The sequence below is a fragment of the Kribbella sp. NPDC049584 genome (genome assembly GCF_040675555.1).
In the GTDB taxonomy this organism is placed as follows: Bacteria; Actinomycetota; Actinomycetes; order Propionibacteriales; family Kribbellaceae; genus Kribbella.
On sequence record NZ_JBFAPF010000014.1, the window covers coordinates 1 to 19,830 of the forward strand.

Here is a 19,830-nt window from a genome sequence, read left to right on the forward strand (position 1 = left end):
CAGCTCCACTCCACGCCGGGAGGTCTTCACCTATCAAGAACATTCACTTCGTGTCGTCGCACGATCTCGACCAACGTGCCTGGTCAGTACAGCTAACTACTGCCTGCCGCGACGCCCGGCTCAATACTTGACACCGGATACTCGTGAGCTAATACTCGATTTCGAGTAATCGAGATCGAGGAGTCCTCATGGCCAGGCGCAAGGTCGGCAATCCGCTGGCGTTCGCCGTGCTCGGGTGTCTGGGCGAGCGGCCGATGCACCCGTACGAGATCTCCACGATGCTCAAGGCCCGCGGCAAGGACCAGAGCATCAAAGTCAACTACGGCTCGCTCTACTCGATCGTGTCCGCGCTCGAGAAGCACGGCTTCATCGAGGCGCTGGAGACGGTTCGGGAGGGCAACCGGCCGGAGCGGACCGTCTACCAGATCACCGCGGCCGGTGAAGCCGAGTTCACCGACTGGCTGACCGAGCTGGTCGGGACGCCGTCGCGCGAGTTCCACCCGTTGGAGGCCGGTCTCGCGTATCTCCCCGGTCTGCCGCCGGATCGCGCCGTCGAGCTGCTCGAGCAGCGGCTCGCGGTGGTCGACGCGGAGATCAAGGAGATGACCGCTCTGCACGAGCAGATGACCGCGACGGAGTTCCCGCGGATCTTCTGGGTCGAGTCGGAGTTCCGGTTGGCCCTGCTCGAGGCGGAGTCGGCGTACGTGCACCAACTCGCCGAGGAGATCCGCACGGACGCACTCGGCGGCGCGGTGTACTGGCGGCAGGCGTGGAAGCTCTTCCTGGAGAAGGGCATTACTCCGGCCGAGCAGTTGAAGGATCCGGTCAAGTACTTCGGTCAGGAGTTCGCCTGGATGAAGACGATTCCGCCGGAAGCCCAATAAGAGATGCGGCCCTCGACTCATCGGTGCGGCAACACCAGGAGTCAAGGGCCGCGGTTCCTCGAGTCGGTCCGAAGACCTGGCACCCAAGGCGCATCCATCAGGATAGCCAGCTCGGACCGGCTCCCAGCACACAAGGGAGTCACCTGATGGCTACGCATGCCCTCGAAGCGGTCGACCTGGTCAAGACATACCCGGCCGGCCGGAAGAAACCACCTCTGCGCGCGCTCGACGGTCTGACCGTCAGCGTCCCGGAGGGCGTCGTCCTCGGCCTGCTCGGGCCGAACGGCGCCGGCAAGTCCACCACCGTCAAGATCCTCACCACGTTGTCCCGGGCCGACTCCGGTACGGCGCGTGTCGCCGGGTACGACGTTGTTCGTGAGCAGGACCGCGTCCGGCGCGCGATCGGGTACGTGCCGCAGAAGTCCAGCTCGGACCCGATGGCGACCGGCCTCGAGAATCTGGTGCTGAGCGGTCGGATCTTCGGGATGTCCCGGCAGGACGCTGAGCGCCGGGCCGCCGAGTTGCTCGAGCGGTTCGGTCTGGCTGAGCACGGCGGTCGTGCGGTGAAGACGTACTCCGGCGGGATGCAGCGCAAGCTGGACGTTGCGCTCGGTCTCGTCCACCAGCCTCGCGTGCTGTTCCTGGACGAGCCAACCACCGGTCTGGACCCGGAGGCCCGGGCCGACCTGTGGAACGGAGTACTGCGGCTGTCCGGCCAGGAAGGACTGACCGTGCTGCTCACCACGCATTATCTGGAGGAGGCCGATCGCCTGGCGGGGCAGCTCGCGATCGTCGACCACGGCAGGATCGTTGCCGAGGGCACCCCGGAGGCGCTGAAGTCGGCGTTGCGGGGCGACTCGGTGCAGGTCGAGCTGATCGATCCGGATACCGACGGTTCAGTCCGCGCGTTGCTGCGGCAGTTGTCCGGCGTCGGCGAGATCGTTGTTGAAGGCAACACTCTGCGAGCGCGGGTGGATCGCGGGGCGACCGCGGTTCCCGCCGTACTGGGAGTCCTTGAGGACAAGGCGATTCCGGTGGTTGCGGTGACGGTGTCGCGTCCGTCATTGGACGATGTCTATCTGCAGCACACCGGTCGCTCGTTCAAGGTTGCAGAGGAGGCTGCGTGATGTCTCTTGCACACACAGGTTTGATCTTCGGCCGGTGGACGCGGGCGTCGTACCGGCAGCCGGCGTTGATCGCGTTCACGTTGATCCAGCCGGCGATCTGGCTGCTGTTGTTCGGGCAGCTGTTCCAGGGTGTCGTGCACATCCCGGGGTTCGGCGATTCGTCGTACATCGCGTTCCTGACGCCAGGGATCGTGATGATGACCGCGTTGATGACGAGCGGCTGGAGCGGTACGGCGTTCATCCAGGACATGGAACGTGGCGTGATGGATCGGATGCTCGCTTCGCCGGTGAGCCGGGGCGGTCTGATGGCGGGGCAGTTGCTCAGCAATGCGTCGACCACGCTGATCCAGACGATCCTGGTGTTCGCGATCGGCTTCGCCGCGGGAGCGCGGTACGACGGCGGGGTCGACGGCTACGTCGTCACCATCGTCGCGTCGATGCTGATCGGGACGGCCTTCGGGTCGCTGTCGAACGCGGTCGCGCTGCTGACTCGTCAGCAGGAGGCGCTGATCGGGATCTCGCAGTTCGTCTCGCTGCCGCTCACCTTCATGTCGTCGATCATGATCGACCCGGCGGTCGCGCCGCACTGGGTCAACGTGGCAGCCCGCTTCAACCCGGTCGACTGGGCCACGATCGCCGCCCGCGAGTCATTGGCCGCCGGCCCTGACTGGTCGTCGGTCTGGCGCCACTGCGGCTACCTGCTTGCCTTCACGCTGATCGTCGGCTGGCTCTCGACCCGAGCCTTCCGCACGTACCAGCGCTCGGTCTGACCGAGCCCCCGGACCTGTGTCACTGACCAACCTGCGTTTCCATCCAGTCCACGAGCTCACCCGAGCGTGAACCAGCGGGGTCGCACGCAGTTGGTCAGTGGCTCAGATCCGCTTCGGCGTACCAAGGCTTGATCACGTTGTTGATGATGGCGAGGCGTTCGTCGAAGGGGATGAAGGCGGACTTCATCGCGTTGATCGCGAACCAGCGGAAGTCCTCCAGCCCGTAGTCGAACGCCTCCGCCAGCAGGGCGAGCTCGCGGCTCATCGACGTACCGCTCATCAGGCGGTTGTCGGTGTTGACCGTGACCCGGAAGCGAAGCTTGGCGAGCAGGCCGATCGGGTGCTCGGCGATCGACGCGGCCGCGCCGGTCTGCAGGTTGGAGCTCGGGCACATCTCCAGCGGGATCCGCCGGTCCCGGACGTACGCCGCCAGCCGCCCGAGTTCGGCCTTGTCGCCGTCGGTCTCGATATCGTCGATGATGCGTACGCCGTGACCGAGCCGGTCGGCACCGCACCACTGGATCGCCTGCCAGATCGACGGGAGACCGAACGCCTCGCCGGCGTGAATCGTGAAGTGCGCGTTCTCGCGCTGCAGGTACTCGAACGCGTCCAGGTGCCGGGTGGGAGGGTAGCCGGCCTCGGCGCCCGCGATGTCGAACCCGACCACGCCGGCGTCCCGGTACGCGACCGCCAGCTCGGCGATCTCCATCGACCGCGCTTTGTGCCGCATCGCGGTCAGCAGCTGCCGAGCCACGATCGGCCGCTCGGCGACCGCCATCCCGTGCTCGAACCCTGCCCGCACCGCGTCCACCACCTGCTCGAGCGTGAGCCCACGCGTCAGATGTTGCTCGGGCGCGTACCGCACCTCGGCGTACACCACGCCATCCGCCGCGAGGTCCTGCACACACTCACTGGCCACCCGCCTGATCGCCTCGGCCGTCTGCATCACCGCGACCGTGTGATCGAACGTCTCCAGATACCGCTCCAACGACCCGGAGTCGGCCGATTCGACGAACCACGCCCCCAGCTCCGGCGCACTCGCCCGCGGCAACGGATGCCCGATCTCCCCCGCCAGCTCCAACACCGTCTCCGGCCTCAGCCCCCCATCCAGATGATCATGCAAAAGAACCTTGGGCGCCGCCTTCAGCTGCTCCGGACTAATCATCCAGCCATCTTCGCAGCGCCCCACCCCGAATCTGCCCCGAGATGCCCCAGGTTGCCCTGAGATGCCCCGGAAAGGCCCTCGGTTTTCGGGGTGTCGCCGCGAAAGCCTTGCTGCCATGAACGACAAGCCGCGCTTCGAGAGCGCCCCAGCCCGATCCGCCCTCCCCGACTGGTACCCGGACCTGCTCGACCGCATCTCCACGCACGTCGCCACCGGCCGCCGACGTGCCGTCACCGCGGCGAACCGGGAAATGCTCGCGAGTTACTGGTCGATCGGTCAGGAGATCCTGAACCGCCAGCACGAGCAGGGCTGGGGCAGCAAGGTCATCGACCGCCTGTCCACCGATCTCAAGACCCGGTTCCCCGGCGCGGCCGGATACTCGCCGCGCAACCTCAAGTACATGCGAGCCTTCGCTGCCGCCTGGCCGGACCCGGCGTTTGTGCAACGCACCGTTGCACAATTGCCCTGGCGCCATCATGTGGCCTTGCTCGACAAGCTCGACGACGCCGAGCTGCGGCTCTGGTACGCCGCTGCGGCGGTCGAGCGCGGGTGGAGTCGTGACGTGCTGGCGTTGCACATCGACGCCCGATTCCACGAGCGGTCCGGGAAGGCGGTTACCAACTTCGCCACGGCGATGCCGCCGGAGCAGTCCGATCTCGCTCAGCAAGCGACTTGCGATCCGTACCTCTTCGACTTCCTCGGCAGCACTGAAGGCTGGCGCGAACGCGAGCTGGAACAGAAGCTGGTCGAGCATGTCGGGAAGTTCCTGATCGAGCTGGGCCAAGGATTCGCGTTCGTCGGTCAGCAGGTCCGGCTCGAGCTGGACGGCGAGGAGTTCTTCTGCGACCTGCTCTTCTACCACCTCGAACTGCGTTGCTATGTGGTTGTCGAGCTGAAGGCGGTGAAGTTCAACGCGGCGTTCCTGGGTCAGCTCGGTCTGTACATGGCGGTGGTCGATGACGTCCTCGCGAAGGAGGGCGACAAACCGACCATCGGTCTGCTGCTCTGCCGGAACAAGAAGAAGGTCGTCGCGGAGTACGCGCTGAAGGGGTTCAAGGCGCCGATCGGAGTGGCGGAGTGGACGGACGCGATCAACAGCTCGCTCCCTGAGGAGTTCGAGTCCGCACTGCCGAGCATCGCTGAACTGGAGGCCGAGCTCGCCTCCGCCGCAGATGAGGACTGACCGGCCGTAGGGCCTCATTCCCGGGCGGGAATTGAGGGGTGTGGGGGTGTGGACGCACCGTTGGGGGGTGGAGACGATGAGGAGTTATCACATTCGGTACGGCGGTGGGATTGAGAGTTTGCGGTTGCGGGAGCATCCCGTGCCGGTGCCGGGGGTGGGCGAGGTGCTGGTTCGGGTGAAGGCGAACTCGCTCAGTGCGCGTGAGCTGAACATTCTGCGCGGCCGCTACCCGCTGCCGGTGGCTGACGACATCATCGCGGCGTCCGACGGAGCTGGTGAGGTCGTCGCGGTGGGGGCCGACGTGGATCGTGTCCGGGTCGGCGATCGGGTGATGGGGGTCGTGTTCCAGCGGTGGTTCGACGGCCGCTTCGACCTCGCCCGCGCCGACCAGCTCGGTGGTTCGCTCGACGGTCTGCTGACGGAGTACGCCGTACTCGACCAGGAGGGCGTCGTACCAATCCCGCGTCACCTGACGTTCGAGGAGGCGGCAACTCTGCCTTGCGTGGCGGTGACTGCGTGGAACGCTCTGGTCGGCGGGCAGGGTTTGGTGCCGGGTGAGCACGTCCTGACCCTGGGATCGGGCGGAGTGTCCCTCTTTGCTCTGCAGTTCGCCAAGCTGCTCGGTGCTCGGGTGATCGCGACCGCCGGCAGCGACGAGAAGGCGGCTCGTCTGCTCGAGCTCGGTGCGGATGCCGTCATCAACCACACCCTCACACCGGACTGGGCAAAGCAGGTACGGGAACTGACCGACGGCCGCGGCGTCGACCACGTCGTGGATGTCGCCGGCACCCTGAACGAGTCGTTGCGGGCCACGGCGACCGGCGGCGAGGTCGCCTTCGTCGGCTCACTCGGCGGCGCCGACCCGATCGACCCCGGGCTGCTGTTCACGTCCTCGGTCACGCTGCGCCCGATCGCCCTGGGACACCGGGCGCACTTCCAAGCGATGAACGAGGCCATCGCCGCAGCCGGCCTGAATCCCGTGATCGACCGGGTCTTCCCCTTCGAAAAGACCCCCGAGGCATTCCGTTACTACCTGGGCGGCGGCGGATTCGGCAAGGTCGTGATCTCGCACGCAGCCTGATCCTCGCGATCCGGCAAACGTCCAAGAATTTGGTCGGTGGCGGGTGGCATGGTGAGGGGATGGTGAAGCGGCTGCGTCGGCGACCTGAGTGGCAGTTCTTTGCCGTGTTGCCGCGAGCTGATTCGACGTTGGCGGCGGCCTGGTGGGTGCTGCTGCTGGCGCGCGGAGCTCTACCCGCGGTGTTTGCGATCGCGATGGGGTTGGTGGTCGGCGCCGTGCAGCATGGGAGTGCGCTGGCGGGGCCGCTGAGTTTGATGGGCGTGACGTTCATCTTGCTGCAGGTGCTGACGCCGGTGCATCAGGCCGTCAGCGCCAACCTCGGCAGCCGCGTCTCGGCGTACCTGAATGATCGGCTGGCTGAGGCCTGCGTCGGCCCGCCGGGGATCGGACACCTCGAGGATCCGGGGCTGAGTGAGGACCTGACTGTGGCCCGGGAGTTCGATCACGGGCAGACCGGACCACCGATGTATCTGAACGTCGATTTCGTTGCGGGCAGCCTGGTTGAGCTGGTCGGCGGGGCCGCGTCCGCGGTCGTGCTGTTCGGATTCAGTTGGTGGGCGCCGCTGCTGCTCGTTGTCGCCTGGGGATCGACGCATTGGCTGCTCCGCGAGAGCGGTGTCTGGAAGGACCGGAACACGGCCGAGGTCCGGTCCGCCCAACGGCATGCCAAGTATGCCTACGAGTTGGCGGTCGAGCCTGATCCGGCGAAGGAGCTGCGGCTGTTCGGCCTTGCGGACTGGACGGTGCAGCGCTTCACCGAACGACGTCGCCGGCTGTTCGAGCTGCAGTACGCCGCAACCCGTTTGCGGGAGCGACCAATGATCTGGAGCCTGCTGATCATCGCCGTCGCCAACGGGCTGGTCTTCTGGGCCCTCGGGGCGGCGGCGATCGACGGCCGGCTGGAGCTCGACCGGCTGGTCGTGTTCGCCCAGGTCGCGATCGGCGTCGGCATGATCGCGTTCGGCGGCTTGAACTGGGCGCTCGACGGAGCAGCCGCGCCGGTCGCCGCCGTACAGCGGCTGGAGCCCGCGATGGCGCCGGCCGGTGCGCTGACGCCCGGACGCCTCAGCGTTCCGCGCGGCGCTGTCGAGCTCGATCTCCGCGGACTGAGCTTTCGTTATCCACAGGCGGGGCGGCCGGTGTTCGACGGGCTGGACCTGACCATCCCGGCCGGCTCGTCGCTCGCGGTCGTCGGTCAGAACGGTGCCGGGAAGACCACCCTGGCCAAGCTGCTCTGCCGGTTGTACGACCCGGACGCCGGCACGATCCGCGTCGACGGCGTCGACCTGCGCGACCTGGACGTCGACGCCTGGCGGACGCGGACCGCCGCGGTCTTCCAGGATTTCCTCAAGCTCGAGCTGCCCCTGCGGGACAACGTCGCACCGGGCGGTGCGCCCGAGGCAGATATCCGTGCCGCGCTCGCCGACGCCGGTGCCGACCATCTGGCCGACCTGGACACCCGGCTCGCCACGGGGTACGGCGACGGCACCGATCTCTCCGGCGGCCAGTGGCAGCGCGTCGCCCTGGCGCGCGCGCTCTGCGCAGTACGGCAAGGCGCCGGTCTGGTGCTGCTCGACGAACCGACGGCACAGCTGGATGTTCGCGGCGAGGCGGCGATCTTCGACCGGATCCTGAATGCCACCCGCGACGTCACCACGATCCTCATCTCGCACCGGTTCTCGACGGTCCGGCATGCCGACCGCATCTGCGTCCTGGAGCACGGTCACGTCGTCGAGCTCGGCAGCCACGACGAGCTGATGCTCCTCGGCGGTCGGTACCGGACGATGTTCGACCTGCAGGCCAAGCGCTTCACAGCCGAGGTCGACGAGGAAGGCCTGAGCTATGACACGCTCTGAAGTCGAGGAGCCGAAGGCCCTCGCCGCGATGTGGCGGCTCTGCAAGCTGGGCTACCAACACGAGCCGTGGCTGCTGGTCGCCGCCTTCCTGATGACGCTGCTCGCTGCGCTCCCGGATGCCCTGCTCGCGTTGTGGCTGAAGGTCCTGGCTGACGGCGTACTGGACGACGACCGGCGAGCGACCTTGCTCGCCGCGACCGGTCTCGCGGTGTCCGTAACGGCGACCTGGTTCCTGCGGACGCTCTCGACCCGGATCTCGCGACGCTTCCGCGACCGCGTGACGATCATGCTCGAGGCCCACGTCGCGCGGTTGCAGGCATCCGTCGCCACGGTCGAGCACCACGAACGGCGCGACTATCTGGACCGCCTGTCCGTACTGCGCAAACAGGTCTTCGTGCTCGACCACATGTACATGTCGCTGTTCTCGACCTGCGGCTGGATCTTGCGCCTCGGCGTGACCGTCGCCTTGCTGATGTCGATCCATCCCGCCCTCGCGCTCCTGCTGGTGTTCGCACTGCCGACGGTCGTCAGCTCCAGCTGGCGTCCCGGCGTCGAGCGTCGGGTCGAGGAGCGGTACGCCACCCACAGTCGCCTGGCCGATCACTTGTTCAAGACTGCGACGACACCCGCGCCCGGCAAGGAGGTTCGCGTCCTCGGCATCGGTCATGACCTTGTGGACAACCGTCGCCGCGAGTGGGAGCAGTGGTACGGGCCGATCGCCTCGGCCCGTTGGGTCAGTGCCGGCTGGCACGCCGTTGCCTGGGCGGTGTTCGGCGCCGCGTACGTCGGTGCGGTGTTGTTCGTGGCGGCCGGATTGCACGGCTCGGTCGGCGACGTGTTGCTGATCCTCGCGGCCGGCGCGCGCTTGTCGTCGTACGTCGGCGCGACGGTCGGCGAGATCGGCTTCCTGCGGGGGATCTGGCTCGACGGGTCGCGGCGGCTGGTCTGGCTGGAGAACTACGCGGCCTCGTTGGACGGCACCGCCGATCTCCCCGCACCGGAACGACTCGCCGACGGCATTCGGTTGGAGCACGTCTCCTTCACGTACGCCGGATCCGACCGGCCGGCGTTGGAAGACGTCAACCTGCGACTGCCCGCAGGCAAAGTGATCGCGGTCGTCGGCGAGAACGGCGCGGGTAAATCCACGCTGGTGAAGCTGATCTGCAAGCTCTACGAGCCGACCGATGGAAGCGTGCTGCTCGACGACCAGCCGCTGGACCGGATCGTGACCGAGGCGTGGCGGCAGAAGATCGCCGGCGCGTTCCAGGACTTCTTCCGGTTCGAGTTCCGCGCGGCGCACAGCGTCGGACTGGGTGATCTGCCGCGGCTCGACGACGTACTGGCTGTCACCACCGCGGTTGGACGGGCCGGCGCCGAGGATGTTCTGGAGCGACTCGAGTCGGGGTTGGACACCCAGCTCGGTTCCACCTGGCCGGACGGGGCGGAGGTCAGTTTCGGGCAGTGGCAGAAACTCGCGCTGGCGCGGGGCTTCATGCGGGACCGGCCGCTGCTGCTCGTGCTCGACGAGCCGACCGCTGCGCTGGACGCCGAGACCGAGCACGCGCTGTTCGAGCGGTACGCGGCTGCGGCCAAGGACAGCACGGACGGCCGGATCACGATCCTGGTCTCACACCGGTTCTCGACGGTGCGGATGGCCGATCAGATCGTGGTCCTGGACGGTGCCCGGGTGGTCGAGACCGGTACGCACGACGAGCTCATCGCCCTCGACGGGCAGTACGCCGAGCTGTACCGGATCCAGGCCGCGTCGTATCACTAGGTCGGGAGGCAGGCACTCAGTTGATCCTGAAGACCGGGACGCCGGGGGCGATGTGGTGCAGGACCTCGTCGGGAGAGTCTTTCGTGACGTCGCCGTTGAAGAACATGCCGACCTCCCAGGCCCACTTCTTCAGGTACAGCCGCAGGGCGGGGATCTTGTCGGCGTCGGCGAGCTCCTCGGCGTGGAACGTCTCGACCTTGCCGCCGAGCTGCAGCCGGCCGGTGCCGCTGGCGCGCAGGTTCTTCACCCACTGGGTGTGACCGCGCGGCGCGACCAGGTAGCGCTGGCCGTCGATGACCAGCAGGTTGACCGGCGTACTGCGCCACTCGCCGGATTTCCGGCCCTGGACGGACAGGACGCGGCTGCCCATCAGGCTCAGACCCAGCTTCGTCATCCGGGCGACGATCTTGTTGAAGACCCGCATGCTGCCCTCGGAGGCGGTGATGACGCGCTTGCTGTCGTAGGTCTGCTTGTACTCCGTCATGGCGGTGCCTCTTTCTGCTTTGCGAGAGCGGTGCTCTCTGTTGTGATCAGTGAACATCAGATCGCTGATCCTTGTCAAGAGCACTGCTCTCGATTCTGTGGCACACTGGCTTCATGAACGCCGGACGTACTGCCCGTGAACGTGCCCGGGCCGAGCTGACCGAGGAGATCAAGGGCGCCGCACGCCGGCAGCTCGCGACCGTCGGGGCGGAGGCGCTGTCGCTCCGCGCGGTCTCCCGCGAGCTCGGTATGGTCTCGTCGGCGCTGTACCGGTACTTCCCCAGCCGGGACGAGCTCCTGACCGCGCTGATCATCGACGCGTACGACGCACTCGGCGAGGCGGCCGAGGCCGCCGCCGGCGGAGACGACCTGCTGGCGGAATGGGTTGCGATCTACGCTGCGGTCCGGGACTGGGCCCGCGCCCATCCGCAGGAGTACGCGCTGATCTACGGTTCGCCGATCAGCGGCTACAAGGCACCCCAAACGACAGTGGAGCCGGCGATCCGGGTGCCGCTGCTGCTGCTCGGGCTCTTGCAGCGGGCTCAAGCTTCAGGGCGGTTGTCGCCGCCGGGCGACGCACCCGAGCCTTCGGGCTTGCTCGCGCAGCAGACCGAGGTGTTGGTGCCGTTGGCACCGGATGTACCGCCGGCGGTGCTGGTGCGGACCGTCATCGTGTGGACGCAGCTCTTCGGCATGCTCAGCTTCGAGCTGTTCGGTCAGCTGGTCGGCTCAATGGATCCGGCCGACGAGTTCTTCGAGTCGGCGTCGCGCCAGATGGCCGCGTTCGTAGGCCTTACCTGAAAGCCTTCGGCAGCGGTACGTCGAGGGCGCGCGCAACGCGGCGTACGTAAGTCTCCCGCGGGATCGACACCGCGCCGAGCGTGGCGAGGTGATCGGTGACCCATTGGATGTCGAAGACCCGGTCGGCGGCGTACTCGTCGTCCAGCAGCTCGATCGTCCCGGCCACGGCCGCCTTCGAGCCGTCGGTCTTGTGGTGGAACATCGACTCGCCGGCGAAGAGTCCGCCGATCGCGACGCCGTACAGCCCGCCGGCCAGCTCGTCGCCGTCCCAGGCCTCGACCGAATGCACCCAGCCGAGCCGATGCAGCTCGGTGTACGACGCGATGATGTCGCGGTCGATCCAGGACCCGGGCCGACGCGGATCCGCACAAGCCCGGATGACCTGGTCGAACGCCGTGTTCACCCGGATCTCGAACTTCGCCCGGGCCCTCCGCAGCGAGCGGGACGGCTGGTAGCCGGCGATGTCGATCACGCCACGATCGACCGGCGACCACCACAGGATCGAGCCGCGGTGGTCCGGCATCGGGAACAGCCCCCGCCGGTAGGCCGCCAGCACGGTGCCCGGCGCCAGGTCCGCACCGCCCGCGACCACGTCACTCGCCCCGGCGACCCCCACGGGCGGGAACTCCCACTGCGTCGGGACTGGTTCAACTGGCACGGGACCATCCTGGACCATGCGGATCCCCAGGCCATCACAATGTGCCCATCGGCGCCCAGTCACACGGGGCGGGGCCCACGGGCTGCGATTGTGATGGCCTGGCGATCCACCTAGGGGACACCAAGGGTTTATCCCGAGTGGCGAGGATCGGGGAGGCACGTACAGTTGAAGCACGTCCGGGTTCTGACGCGTGGGGCCGGGCGGGAAGGAGCACCGTGGCCGGAGTAGCCAGGTTCGTCGCCAGTAGTCTCGCGCCCGCCGCCCAGAGGTTCGCTCCGGCGGCCGCGGGTGGTGTGCTGCGCCAGATCCTCGAGATCGCGATCGACGGGTACCAGCGGTTCCCCGGCGCGGAGCGGATCGCGGAGAACAAGCTCGAGCGGTGCGGCGGTGACCCGCAGCTCGCGATCGACGCGGTGATCGACCAGCACATCCGGCTGGCCGGCGTACAAGGTTTTGCGACCGGCCTCGGCGGTCTCGTCACGCTCCCGGTCTCGCTGCCTGCGAACCTGACCGGTATCGCGATCGTCCAGGCCCGCATGGTGGCCTCGATCGCGCACCTGCGCGGGTACGACCTGGACGATCCGCGCGTCCGGACCGCGGTCATCACCTGCCTGCTCGGCGAGGAGGGCGTCGCCGACCGGTTGAAGAAGGCGAGTCTGCCGACGTCGCCGATCGCGATCGCGACCGCCCCGGTTTTCGACCCGGAGCTGGACCGGCACGTCTCGAACGAGGTCGTCGCCGAGCTGATCGCCCGGATCAGCGGCAAGAAGATGGCCCTCACGATCACCCGTCGGATCCCGCTGCTCGGCGGTGCGGTCGGCGCCGGTGTGGACGGCTGGTCGACGTACCGGGTCGGTCAGTTCGCCGACAAGAGCCTGATCCGGCGGATCCGGCGCCCGATCGAGCCGTGACGGCACCGTTCTGGGGACCGACGCTGGACTGCCCTGATCCGGTGGCGCTTGCGGAGTTCTACCAGCGGGTGGCCGGAGGCGAGCTGGCAGTCGCGTCGGAGAGCTTTGCAGAGCTGCGGTTTCCCACGTTCAGCCTCGGCTTTCAGCGGGATCTGAACCACCGCGCGCCGACCTGGCCGGATCCGCGCGTGCCGCAGCAGTGCCATCTTGACTTCATGGCAGAGGATCTGGACGCCGAGCAGGCCAAGGTCGTCGCGGCCGGCGGGCGTCCGACCGCGATGCAGCCCGAGCCTGGGACCTTTCGCGTTTTCCTGGATCCGGCCGGTCATCCGTTCTGCTTGACGACCTGGCGGACACCGGGCGGCCCGGCTCAATCACGCTAGCCGGTCGGCCGGCTCCCTCCGAGTCTGCGGGAGTCTGGCGCGGGTGGTGTCGTCGGCTGGAGTCTCGACGAACAGGACCAGGTCCGGGTGGGCGGGGATCGCCAGCTCGGTGACGGTGAAGCGCAGTTCGCCGGCGGTTGGGTTGACGATGTGGCGCTCGCGCGGCGTACAGGCTGCTACTTCGTGGCGGGACCACAGCCGCGTGAACTCGGGGCTGATCGCCTGCAGGCGCTCGAGGTCGGTCTCCCAGTCGGGGTCGCCGATGTGTTCGGCGTACGCCGAGCGCAGGCGACCGACGATGTACGGGACCTCGGTGTCGTAGTTCAGGAGCTGGGCGCGGGCGGAGGGCTCGGTGATGATGCACCAGAGCAGGTTCTTGTGGATGCACGGCAGCTGGTGCCAGTCGTGGAACAGGTCGTTGTAGGCACGATTCGCCCGGATGATGTCGAACCGGGTGTTGGTGATCAGTGCGGGCAACGGGTCGAGCGCCTCCACAATCTCGGCGAAGACCGCCTCGCTGGCGCAATCCGTCGGACGCGGTAACCGCACCGGCGTCGCCTCTGCCAAGCGGTACAGATGTTCGCGTTCGACCGGGCTGAGTTTGAGCGTCGTCGCGACGGCGTCGAGCACCTGGCCGCTGGCGTTGATCGGCCGCCCCTGCTCGAGCCACGTGTACCACGTCACGCCGACGCCGGCGAGCTGCGCCAGCTCCTCCCGCCTCAACCCAGGCGTACGCCGCCGCCCGCCCCCAGGCAGCCCGACGTCCTCAGGCGCAACCCGCGCCCGCCGCGCCTTCAAGAACTCCCCAAGCTCAGCCCGCTGCGCACTCACCCACCCAGTCTGACCCGCACAACCGACAGTTTTGGGCGACAGCGCCCGCCTGTGGACAACTCCGACTGGGCGGAGGCCACGTCGATAGACTTGAAGCGGAAAGGTCAGGGGCGAGGCGAAGCGTCAGCCGGCGAGAGCCTGCACCACTCGGCTTGGGGAGGGTTTGCCGAGTTGGTCGGCCATCCAGACGCTCGTTTCGACGAGTTTCTGCAGGTTGACGCCGGTTTGGATGCCTAGGCCGTCGAGCTGCCAGAGCAGGTCTTCGGTGGCGAGGTTGCCGGTCGCGCTCTCGGCGTACGGGCAGCCACCGAGGCCGCCGGCGGAGCTGTCGACCGTGGTGACTCCTTCGCGGAAGGCGGTCAGTGTGTTGGCCAGCGCTTGACCGTAGGTGTCGTGGAAGTGCATGGCGAGCTTGTCGACACCGACCCCAGCCGCACCGAACGCGGTGATCAACGCGGTGACCTGGCCCGGGGTGGCGACGCCGATCGTGTCGCCGAGGGAGAGTTCGTGGCAGCCGAGCTCGACCAGACGCGCACCGACCTTGACGACCTGGTCGATCGGTACGTCGCCCTCCCACGGGTCGCCGTAACACATCGACACGTAACCGCGGACCGGCAGGCCTTCCGCCAGCGCCCGCTGGATGGTCGGCGTGAACATCGCGAACTGGTCGTCGAGCGTGGAGTTGAGGTTCTTCGCCGCGAACGTCTCGGTGGCGCTGGCGAAGATCGCGATCTCCCGTACGCCGGCCGCCAGCGCACGCTCGAGTCCGCGCTCGTTCGGGACCAGAACCGGGGCGCGGACGCCTTCCGGCAGGTCGATTCGCTCGAGCAGTTCGGCGGCGTCGGCCAACTGCGGGACCCATTTCGGGTGCACGAAACTCGTCGTCTCCACGGTCGTCAGCCCGGCCTCGACGAGCCGGTTGATGAACTCGGCCTTGACCGCGACGTCGACGATCGCCGACTCGTTCTGCAAACCGTCCCGCGGCCCGACCTCGTAGATCGTGACCCGGTCCGGCAACCCCTCGGCCTTCACCAGCTGCGGTTTCCGCATCGTGCTGCCTCCGTGGCGTCTGAGCGTGACACGGGATCTCCGCGACAATGCTCGTGATGACAACTCTTGCTGACATTCTGCGTGGCGTCGAAAACGGCGTCTTCCCGGCCCCGGACCTCGGCATCAGCGTCGTACCGGCGCCGTCGGAGCGCGAGTCCGCCGTGGTCGCGTTCACCGGTCACATCGTCATCGCCGCAGACGTGAGCCCGTCGTGGGTCGCCGAGCAGGTCCCTGCGGGCGACCTGGCCGCGCCGACCAACCCGCCGTTCCTCACGGCCCTGGCCGAGCGGACCGGTCGCCACGTCAGCTCGAATGACGCGATGCTCCTCGCCCCAGCCATCACGGACCCGGCCGCACGCGCCGAGGTCGTCAAGGACCTCGCTGTCCTCACCGACCACAGCCATCCCCGCGTCCAGCGAGCGCTGGAGTATCGAACCGACGTCCAGGTGTACGGCGACGTCCACGGCGGCCTCGTAATCATCGGCCACGGCCTCGCCGACCGCATCGAATGCGCCATCGAGCTCCCCGACGCCCACCAGAACCAAGGCCACGGCCGCCACCTGGCCCGCGCCGCCCGAGCCCTCATCCCGCCGAAGACCTCGATCTGGGCGCAGATAACCCCCGGCAACGCCGCCTCGCTCCGCGCCTTCCTGGCCGCCGGCTATAAGCCCGTAGGTTCCGAGGCCCTGCTCGTCAAGTGACCCAGAAATGAACAGGTAGTGCATTGTTGCTGGCAGCACCGAATGCACAGCTGTGGAAAACCCTGGGGATAGTTGGGGTCAGGGGGTGCGGCGGTGGTAGCCGAACTCGGTGTTGTTGTAGAGGTCCGTGCGGTAGATGCCGTGGATGATCTCGGCTTCGTAGCCGTCCAGTTCGGGCATGTCGAGGGCGCGGGCGATGGCCAGTTCGGCCTGGGCGTCGTACGGGACTCGGACGAACTGGACCGAGAACGGCGCCGGACCGGGTGAGTCGACGACGCCTTCGAGGATCACGTAGATCGGTGTCGGGTCGCCGAGGCTGTTGCCGACCGAGCCGGTGTTGAACAGCGTGCGGCCGCGGTCCTCCTCGAAGTACGCGTCGTGGATGTCGGCGTACCCGACCATCGACGGCACCGGCCCGTCACCGGTGGCCGGTGTGTTCTCGAAGAAGCTCAGGTACTGCGTTTCGTCGTGATCGAACGAGATCCGGTGGTGAACGCTCGTCGACGAGGCGTGGAACAGCCGCACCTGCCGACCACTCATCAGGAAGTCGTGGGAGAACGGCAGCGCTCGCAGCCAGGCCCACTGATCCTCGCGCAACTCGTTGTTCCACCACCTGAGCGCTTCGCGGTCGTCGACGCGGTCGGGATCGGGGAGGAGGTCGTCCCAGTTCCCGAGGATGTTCACCTCGCAGACCTCGCGGCACCGATCCACCACCGCCTGACCGCGCGGACCCTTCCCGACGTTGTCGCCAAGGTTGAAGATCCTCGTGATCCCCCGCGCCGAGATGTCGCCCAGGACCGCCTCCAGCGCCGTCAGGTTCCCGTGCACATCGGAGATCAGCGCAATCCGGTCCATCGCATCATGCTGTCATCCGCCGAACCGACGGACATGGACCGGGCCTGCGGCGCTGGGGGCCTCAGCATTCCGGACGTACTGCGCGATTCCTGCGGCCTGGGCCGGGCCTGGCGCTGGGCGGCGTTGCGGGCCCGGAAGCGCTGGACAGTCACTCCCGGGCCTGGAAACGCCCGCAGTGCAGGCCGGCGGCCCCAGAAGCGCCGCGGCCCAGGCCCGGCCTGGGAGCGCCGGGCGGTGAACGCCCAGCACTGCAGCGTGGCGGCAATTGTGATTAGCCGGGGCCCGTGGGACCGACGGGCTCGGGGGTGGTGCGCTGGTGTGCGGGCGATTGGTGCGGTGAGAGCGAGACTCCAGCGGCCGGACATCGGGCCGCGGGCGGAGGCCGGCCTGATCGGGCCGGGACGGACGCCGGGGTGATCGCGCCGGCTTCGGACTTGCCGGCGGTGGCGGCGAGGGTGGTCAGCCGGCGCCGGATGGGCCGACGGGGTCGGGGGTGCGCTGGTGTGCGGGTGGAGTGGTGCGGTGGGGGCGGGAGGCCGAGCGGCCGGACATTGGGCCGCGGGTGGAGGTGGGGGTGATTGTGCCGCCTCCGGATTCGCCGGCTGAGTGGGATGCGGCTCCGGCCACGGAGCCTCCGGCCTTCCGGGCGGCTGCGAGGCCGATGCTCGCTGGTCCCGCGACTGCTCCGGCGGCCTTCGCGCCGACCGACTGCGCACCGGTCGCGCCGGAAGCACCAATCGAACCAGACACACCGGCGCCGCCGGCCGAGCTGCCGGCGCCTCGTCCGCTGCCGAATCCCGGGCCGGAGCTGCCGATGTTGATCGCACCGGTCGCCATCCCACCGGGATCCGCCACCGAACTGCCCATCCCGGCGCTCCCGCCGGCCACAGCCGCGGTGAGCGGAACCATGAAGCGCATCAGCGCCGGCAGCGCGAAGATCGCGAGCAGGAGCATCATCATCCCGCCCATCGCCTGCACCACGCTTGCACTCCCGCTCGATGGCTGGTCGTGAGCCATCTTCATGGCAGCCGCGTAGACCAGCGCCGCCGCAGGCTTGTACGCGACGAAGGCCAGCGACCAGCCACAGAACTTCTTGAACCAGTTGCGCCCGATCTCGGTGTTGGTCGCGGCAGCCGCCAAAGGGAACGCTCCGGCGAGCAGCACCAGCATTGCCGAGCGGATCAGCATCAGGACGATCTGGACCGCCGAGGCGACGATCACCGCCAGGCCGGTCATGATCGCCACGAACGAGGGCATCGCCGTCGCGAACAGATCATGCGAGGTCCCGCCGAAGGCCGCCTGCAGCTTCATGCCGCCGGCCACATGATCGATGACGTCCACCGAGAACCCGTCCGACCACGACGCCAGCACCTGCAGCGTGGCAGTCCCGGCCGCCCCCACAACCACGAAAGTCACGACGGCTTTCAGCAACTCCTGCAACGGTCGTGCTCGCTGCTCCCAGGCGATCCTCATCCCGGCCACGAGCACCGCGACGACGAAGACGGCTGCCGTGACGCTGAGCAGATTGCTCTGCAGAAACTCGACGGTGCCGCTGTTCGTCCAAGAGTCGCCGTGCTGCGTGCCCAGCAGCTCCGGGGTTGCCGGCTTCAGCCAGAACGTCATCGCGTTCAGCGTATTCAGCGCGCCGTCGGTGATCGCTTGCTGGAGCTGGTCCATCGCATTGGTCGCGACCGACTGGAAGCCGTCCTGGATGTAACAACCGAGGTCCATTTTTCCGCACATCAGACACCACTCCAGGCAACGAAGTCGGACAGGTCACGGTGCTGGGCGAACGGCGCGCCGACCGGCTCGCCGGCCGCCGGTGGCTGCAGGCGCCAGTCGCCGTCATGCCAGACGAGCGTCAGCGTGAGACTCATGTACGCCGAGCTGACCGAGGTGGCGAGCATCAGGCTGACGCGATCCGGACTAGCGTCGATGACGCGGTACCCGGCGAGCTGCGGCACGGTGTATCCGCTGGCCGACTGATCGGTCTGCAGCTCGTGGATCAGCGCGTCCGTACCAGGGCCGGGCACCATCAGCTTGCGCGCCGTCGCAACCACCTTGTCCTGATCGGCCATAGCGGCGTACGCGCTGTAGGCGGCATACACCGCGCCGGTCGGCGAGTGGGCGAAGCACCGGCGGAACCCATCGGCGTCCGTCCTGGCCGGGCCATAGCCGGACGAACGCGGTACGACGATGCGGCTGCTCACCTCCCAGCCGTCCACCGCGGGCGGCTGCTGGGGCACCGACTGATCACCAGTACTGCGGTTGCAGCCGGTGGTGTTGACGGAGCGAGAGTTGACCGGTCTCGCGGGCGCCGCCGGCTCCGACTGAGCAGGCTCGGTCGGCACCACAGCTTGCTGCTCGGCCTTGGCGACCGGCGAAGCGGCAGGGGCGGACGACCCGAAGCTCCCGATCAGCAACACCGCCCCGCAGACCACCACCGCGCCGATGACGATGCTCGCCGCGATGAACCCCCGGCCGAATGGTGACTGTTCCTCGCTGCTGTCGCTCATCTGACTCCCCGATCCGCCGGTGGACATCCTCACGGGAGAAGCCTGGCAAAAATCGCCCAACCGCCGCGGAAGTTATCCACAGGCCCTCCATGGACCCTGACTCCGCGCTAGACCGGATGGTCCGTTAGGCTCGAGGAGCTTGCGATTGGCGGTCGATCTGTAGCCGAAGAGTCACCCCGTGTAGCGAAGTGACCTAGTCAGCTAATAGAGTCCGCGCATGACCATCGCGCCTTCGCTTTGCTCGCCCCTAGCGCTCGCCGATGCAGAACCCACTCGCGCCGCCGAACCCTGGGAAAGCGACGTGCTGACGGCCTATGGGCTGCTGCGAGAAGCAGCAGCCGAGCTGGATCAGCTGATGCGCCATTCTCTGAAGCGCAGTGGACTGCAAATGGCAATGTTCGAACTGTTGCTGCGGCTTGCCCGCAGCCACGGGGAGAAGCAGCGTTTGACCTCCCTTGCCCGGGAGCTGACCGTCACCACCGGCGGCATCACCCGCTTGGTGGACCGAGCCGAGAACCTCGGCCTGGTACGCCGGGAGCCCTGCCCGGACGACGCCCGCGGCTCGTTCGCCGTCCTGACCGAGGAGGGGAAGCGGCGGTTGCGTGAAGCACTGCCCGACCACCTGCTCGAGATCGACAGCCTCTGGATGTCCCAGTTGGCCGACGAGCGGGACCTCGTCCTCGGCAAGCTCCGCCGGGTCCGGGACAACGCCCGCCGCTGGCCGAACGGCCGGCCCGGGCTCGGACCCATCACCCCTGACCGAATCTGAACGATCATTACCCGCGACTAACGAATGGG

General features: G+C 67.9%; 20 protein-coding genes. 12 read left to right on the forward strand and 8 right to left on the reverse strand.

Going from position 1 to position 19,830, the window contains the following annotated elements; translation table 11 throughout:
• Window positions 1–188: 188 nt before the first annotated feature.
• The 3 genes from AB0J62_RS35550 (at window position 189) to AB0J62_RS35560 (ending at window position 2,781) form a co-directional block, all read left to right on the forward strand.
• Window positions 189–884, forward strand: a complete 696-nt coding sequence (locus tag AB0J62_RS35550) for a PadR family transcriptional regulator (protein ID WP_363881047.1) — start codon at window positions 189–191, stop codon at window positions 882–884.
• A 146-nt stretch (window positions 885–1,030) separates the two neighbouring features.
• A complete protein-coding gene (locus AB0J62_RS35555) occupies window positions 1,031–2,011 on the forward strand; it encodes an ATP-binding cassette domain-containing protein (RefSeq protein ID WP_363881051.1) in 981 nt (326 codons plus the stop codon).
• On the forward strand, window positions 2,011–2,781 hold the full coding sequence (locus AB0J62_RS35560) for an ABC transporter permease (protein WP_363881054.1): 771 nt from the start codon (window positions 2,011–2,013) through the stop codon (window positions 2,779–2,781). The genes AB0J62_RS35555 and AB0J62_RS35560 overlap by 1 nt, the downstream gene beginning before the upstream one ends.
• A 94-nt stretch (window positions 2,782–2,875) precedes the next feature.
• On the opposite strand, the gene AB0J62_RS35565 is transcribed toward AB0J62_RS35560, so the two are convergent.
• Entirely contained in the window at window positions 2,876–3,946 is a 1,071-nt protein-coding gene (locus AB0J62_RS35565) for an adenosine deaminase (RefSeq protein WP_363881057.1), read from the reverse strand.
• 115 nt (window positions 3,947–4,061) lie between these two features.
• Here AB0J62_RS35565 and AB0J62_RS35570 point away from each other — a divergent pair, with 115 nt between their 5' ends.
• The 4 genes from AB0J62_RS35570 (at window position 4,062) to AB0J62_RS35585 (ending at window position 9,843) form a co-directional block, all read left to right on the forward strand.
• Entirely contained in the window at window positions 4,062–5,129 is a 1,068-nt protein-coding gene (locus tag AB0J62_RS35570; RefSeq protein WP_363881060.1) for a PDDEXK nuclease domain-containing protein, read from the forward strand.
• 76 nt (window positions 5,130–5,205) lie between these two features.
• Window positions 5,206–6,210, forward strand: coding sequence for an NAD(P)-dependent alcohol dehydrogenase (locus AB0J62_RS35575; protein WP_363881063.1), 1,005 nt, complete (start codon window positions 5,206–5,208; stop codon window positions 6,208–6,210).
• Between the two features lie 59 nt (window positions 6,211–6,269).
• The gene (locus AB0J62_RS35580; protein WP_363881066.1) at window positions 6,270–8,066 is read left to right on the forward strand and encodes an ABC transporter ATP-binding protein; all 1,797 of its coding nucleotides are present in this window, start codon (window positions 6,270–6,272) and stop codon (window positions 8,064–8,066) included.
• Complete coding sequence (locus tag AB0J62_RS35585; protein ID WP_363881069.1) at window positions 8,053–9,843, forward strand: ABC transporter ATP-binding protein; 1,791 nt, start codon at window positions 8,053–8,055, stop codon at window positions 9,841–9,843. The genes AB0J62_RS35580 and AB0J62_RS35585 overlap by 14 nt, the downstream gene beginning before the upstream one ends.
• Window positions 9,844–9,859: 16 nt before the next feature.
• Here AB0J62_RS35585 and AB0J62_RS35590 read toward each other — a convergent pair whose 3' ends face one another.
• Window positions 9,860–10,327, reverse strand: coding sequence for a nitroreductase family deazaflavin-dependent oxidoreductase (locus tag AB0J62_RS35590; protein ID WP_363881071.1), 468 nt, complete (start codon window positions 10,325–10,327; stop codon window positions 9,860–9,862).
• Window positions 10,328–10,440: 113 nt separating this feature from the next.
• On the opposite strand from AB0J62_RS35590, the gene AB0J62_RS35595 reads away from it, so the two are divergent.
• Complete coding sequence (locus AB0J62_RS35595; RefSeq protein WP_363881074.1) at window positions 10,441–11,127, forward strand: TetR/AcrR family transcriptional regulator; 687 nt, start codon at window positions 10,441–10,443, stop codon at window positions 11,125–11,127.
• Here the strand turns inward: AB0J62_RS35595 and aat are convergent.
• Window positions 11,120–11,785 carry a leucyl/phenylalanyl-tRNA--protein transferase gene (gene aat / locus AB0J62_RS35600; protein WP_363881077.1) on the reverse strand — a complete coding sequence of 222 codons (666 nt, stop codon included), beginning with the start codon at window positions 11,783–11,785 and terminating at the stop codon, window positions 11,120–11,122. The two genes, AB0J62_RS35595 and aat, sit on opposite strands and share 8 nt — an antisense overlap.
• A 215-nt stretch (window positions 11,786–12,000) precedes the next feature.
• Here aat and AB0J62_RS35605 point away from each other — a divergent pair, with 215 nt between their 5' ends.
• Window positions 12,001–12,696, forward strand: a complete 696-nt coding sequence (locus tag AB0J62_RS35605; RefSeq protein ID WP_363881080.1) for an EcsC family protein — start codon at window positions 12,001–12,003, stop codon at window positions 12,694–12,696.
• A complete protein-coding gene (locus AB0J62_RS35610; protein WP_363881083.1) occupies window positions 12,693–13,079 on the forward strand; it encodes a VOC family protein in 387 nt (128 codons plus the stop codon). Before AB0J62_RS35605 ends, AB0J62_RS35610 begins: the two co-directional genes overlap by 4 nt.
• On the opposite strand, the gene AB0J62_RS35615 is transcribed toward AB0J62_RS35610, so the two are convergent.
• Entirely contained in the window at window positions 13,071–13,910 is an 840-nt protein-coding gene (locus AB0J62_RS35615) for a helix-turn-helix transcriptional regulator (RefSeq protein ID WP_363881085.1), read from the reverse strand. The two genes, AB0J62_RS35610 and AB0J62_RS35615, sit on opposite strands and share 9 nt — an antisense overlap.
• Before the next feature lie 123 nt (window positions 13,911–14,033).
• The gene (locus AB0J62_RS35620; protein WP_363881087.1) at window positions 14,034–14,960 is read right to left on the reverse strand and encodes a hydroxymethylglutaryl-CoA lyase; all 927 of its coding nucleotides are present in this window, start codon (window positions 14,958–14,960) and stop codon (window positions 14,034–14,036) included.
• A gap of 56 nt (window positions 14,961–15,016) precedes the next feature.
• Here AB0J62_RS35620 and AB0J62_RS35625 point away from each other — a divergent pair, with 56 nt between their 5' ends.
• On the forward strand, window positions 15,017–15,661 hold the full coding sequence (locus AB0J62_RS35625; protein WP_363881089.1) for a GNAT family protein: 645 nt from the start codon (window positions 15,017–15,019) through the stop codon (window positions 15,659–15,661).
• 78 nt (window positions 15,662–15,739) lie between these two features.
• On the opposite strand, the gene AB0J62_RS35630 is transcribed toward AB0J62_RS35625, so the two are convergent.
• The 3 genes from AB0J62_RS35630 to AB0J62_RS35640 all read right to left on the reverse strand — a co-directional run bounded on the left by AB0J62_RS35630 (window position 15,740) and on the right by AB0J62_RS35640 (window position 19,032).
• Window positions 15,740–16,516, reverse strand: a complete 777-nt coding sequence (locus AB0J62_RS35630) for a metallophosphoesterase family protein (RefSeq protein WP_363881091.1) — start codon at window positions 16,514–16,516, stop codon at window positions 15,740–15,742.
• A gap of 459 nt (window positions 16,517–16,975) precedes the next feature.
• Complete coding sequence (locus tag AB0J62_RS35635; RefSeq protein WP_363881094.1) at window positions 16,976–18,247, reverse strand: hypothetical protein; 1,272 nt, start codon at window positions 18,245–18,247, stop codon at window positions 16,976–16,978.
• Window positions 18,248–18,258: 11 nt separating this feature from the next.
• The gene (locus AB0J62_RS35640) at window positions 18,259–19,032 is read right to left on the reverse strand and encodes a hypothetical protein (protein ID WP_363881096.1); all 774 of its coding nucleotides are present in this window, start codon (window positions 19,030–19,032) and stop codon (window positions 18,259–18,261) included.
• 217 nt (window positions 19,033–19,249) lie between these two features.
• Between AB0J62_RS35640 and AB0J62_RS35645 the strand changes: the two genes are divergently transcribed.
• On the forward strand, window positions 19,250–19,801 hold the full coding sequence (locus AB0J62_RS35645; protein ID WP_238160094.1) for a MarR family transcriptional regulator: 552 nt from the start codon (window positions 19,250–19,252) through the stop codon (window positions 19,799–19,801).
• Window positions 19,802–19,830 lie beyond the last annotated feature (29 nt).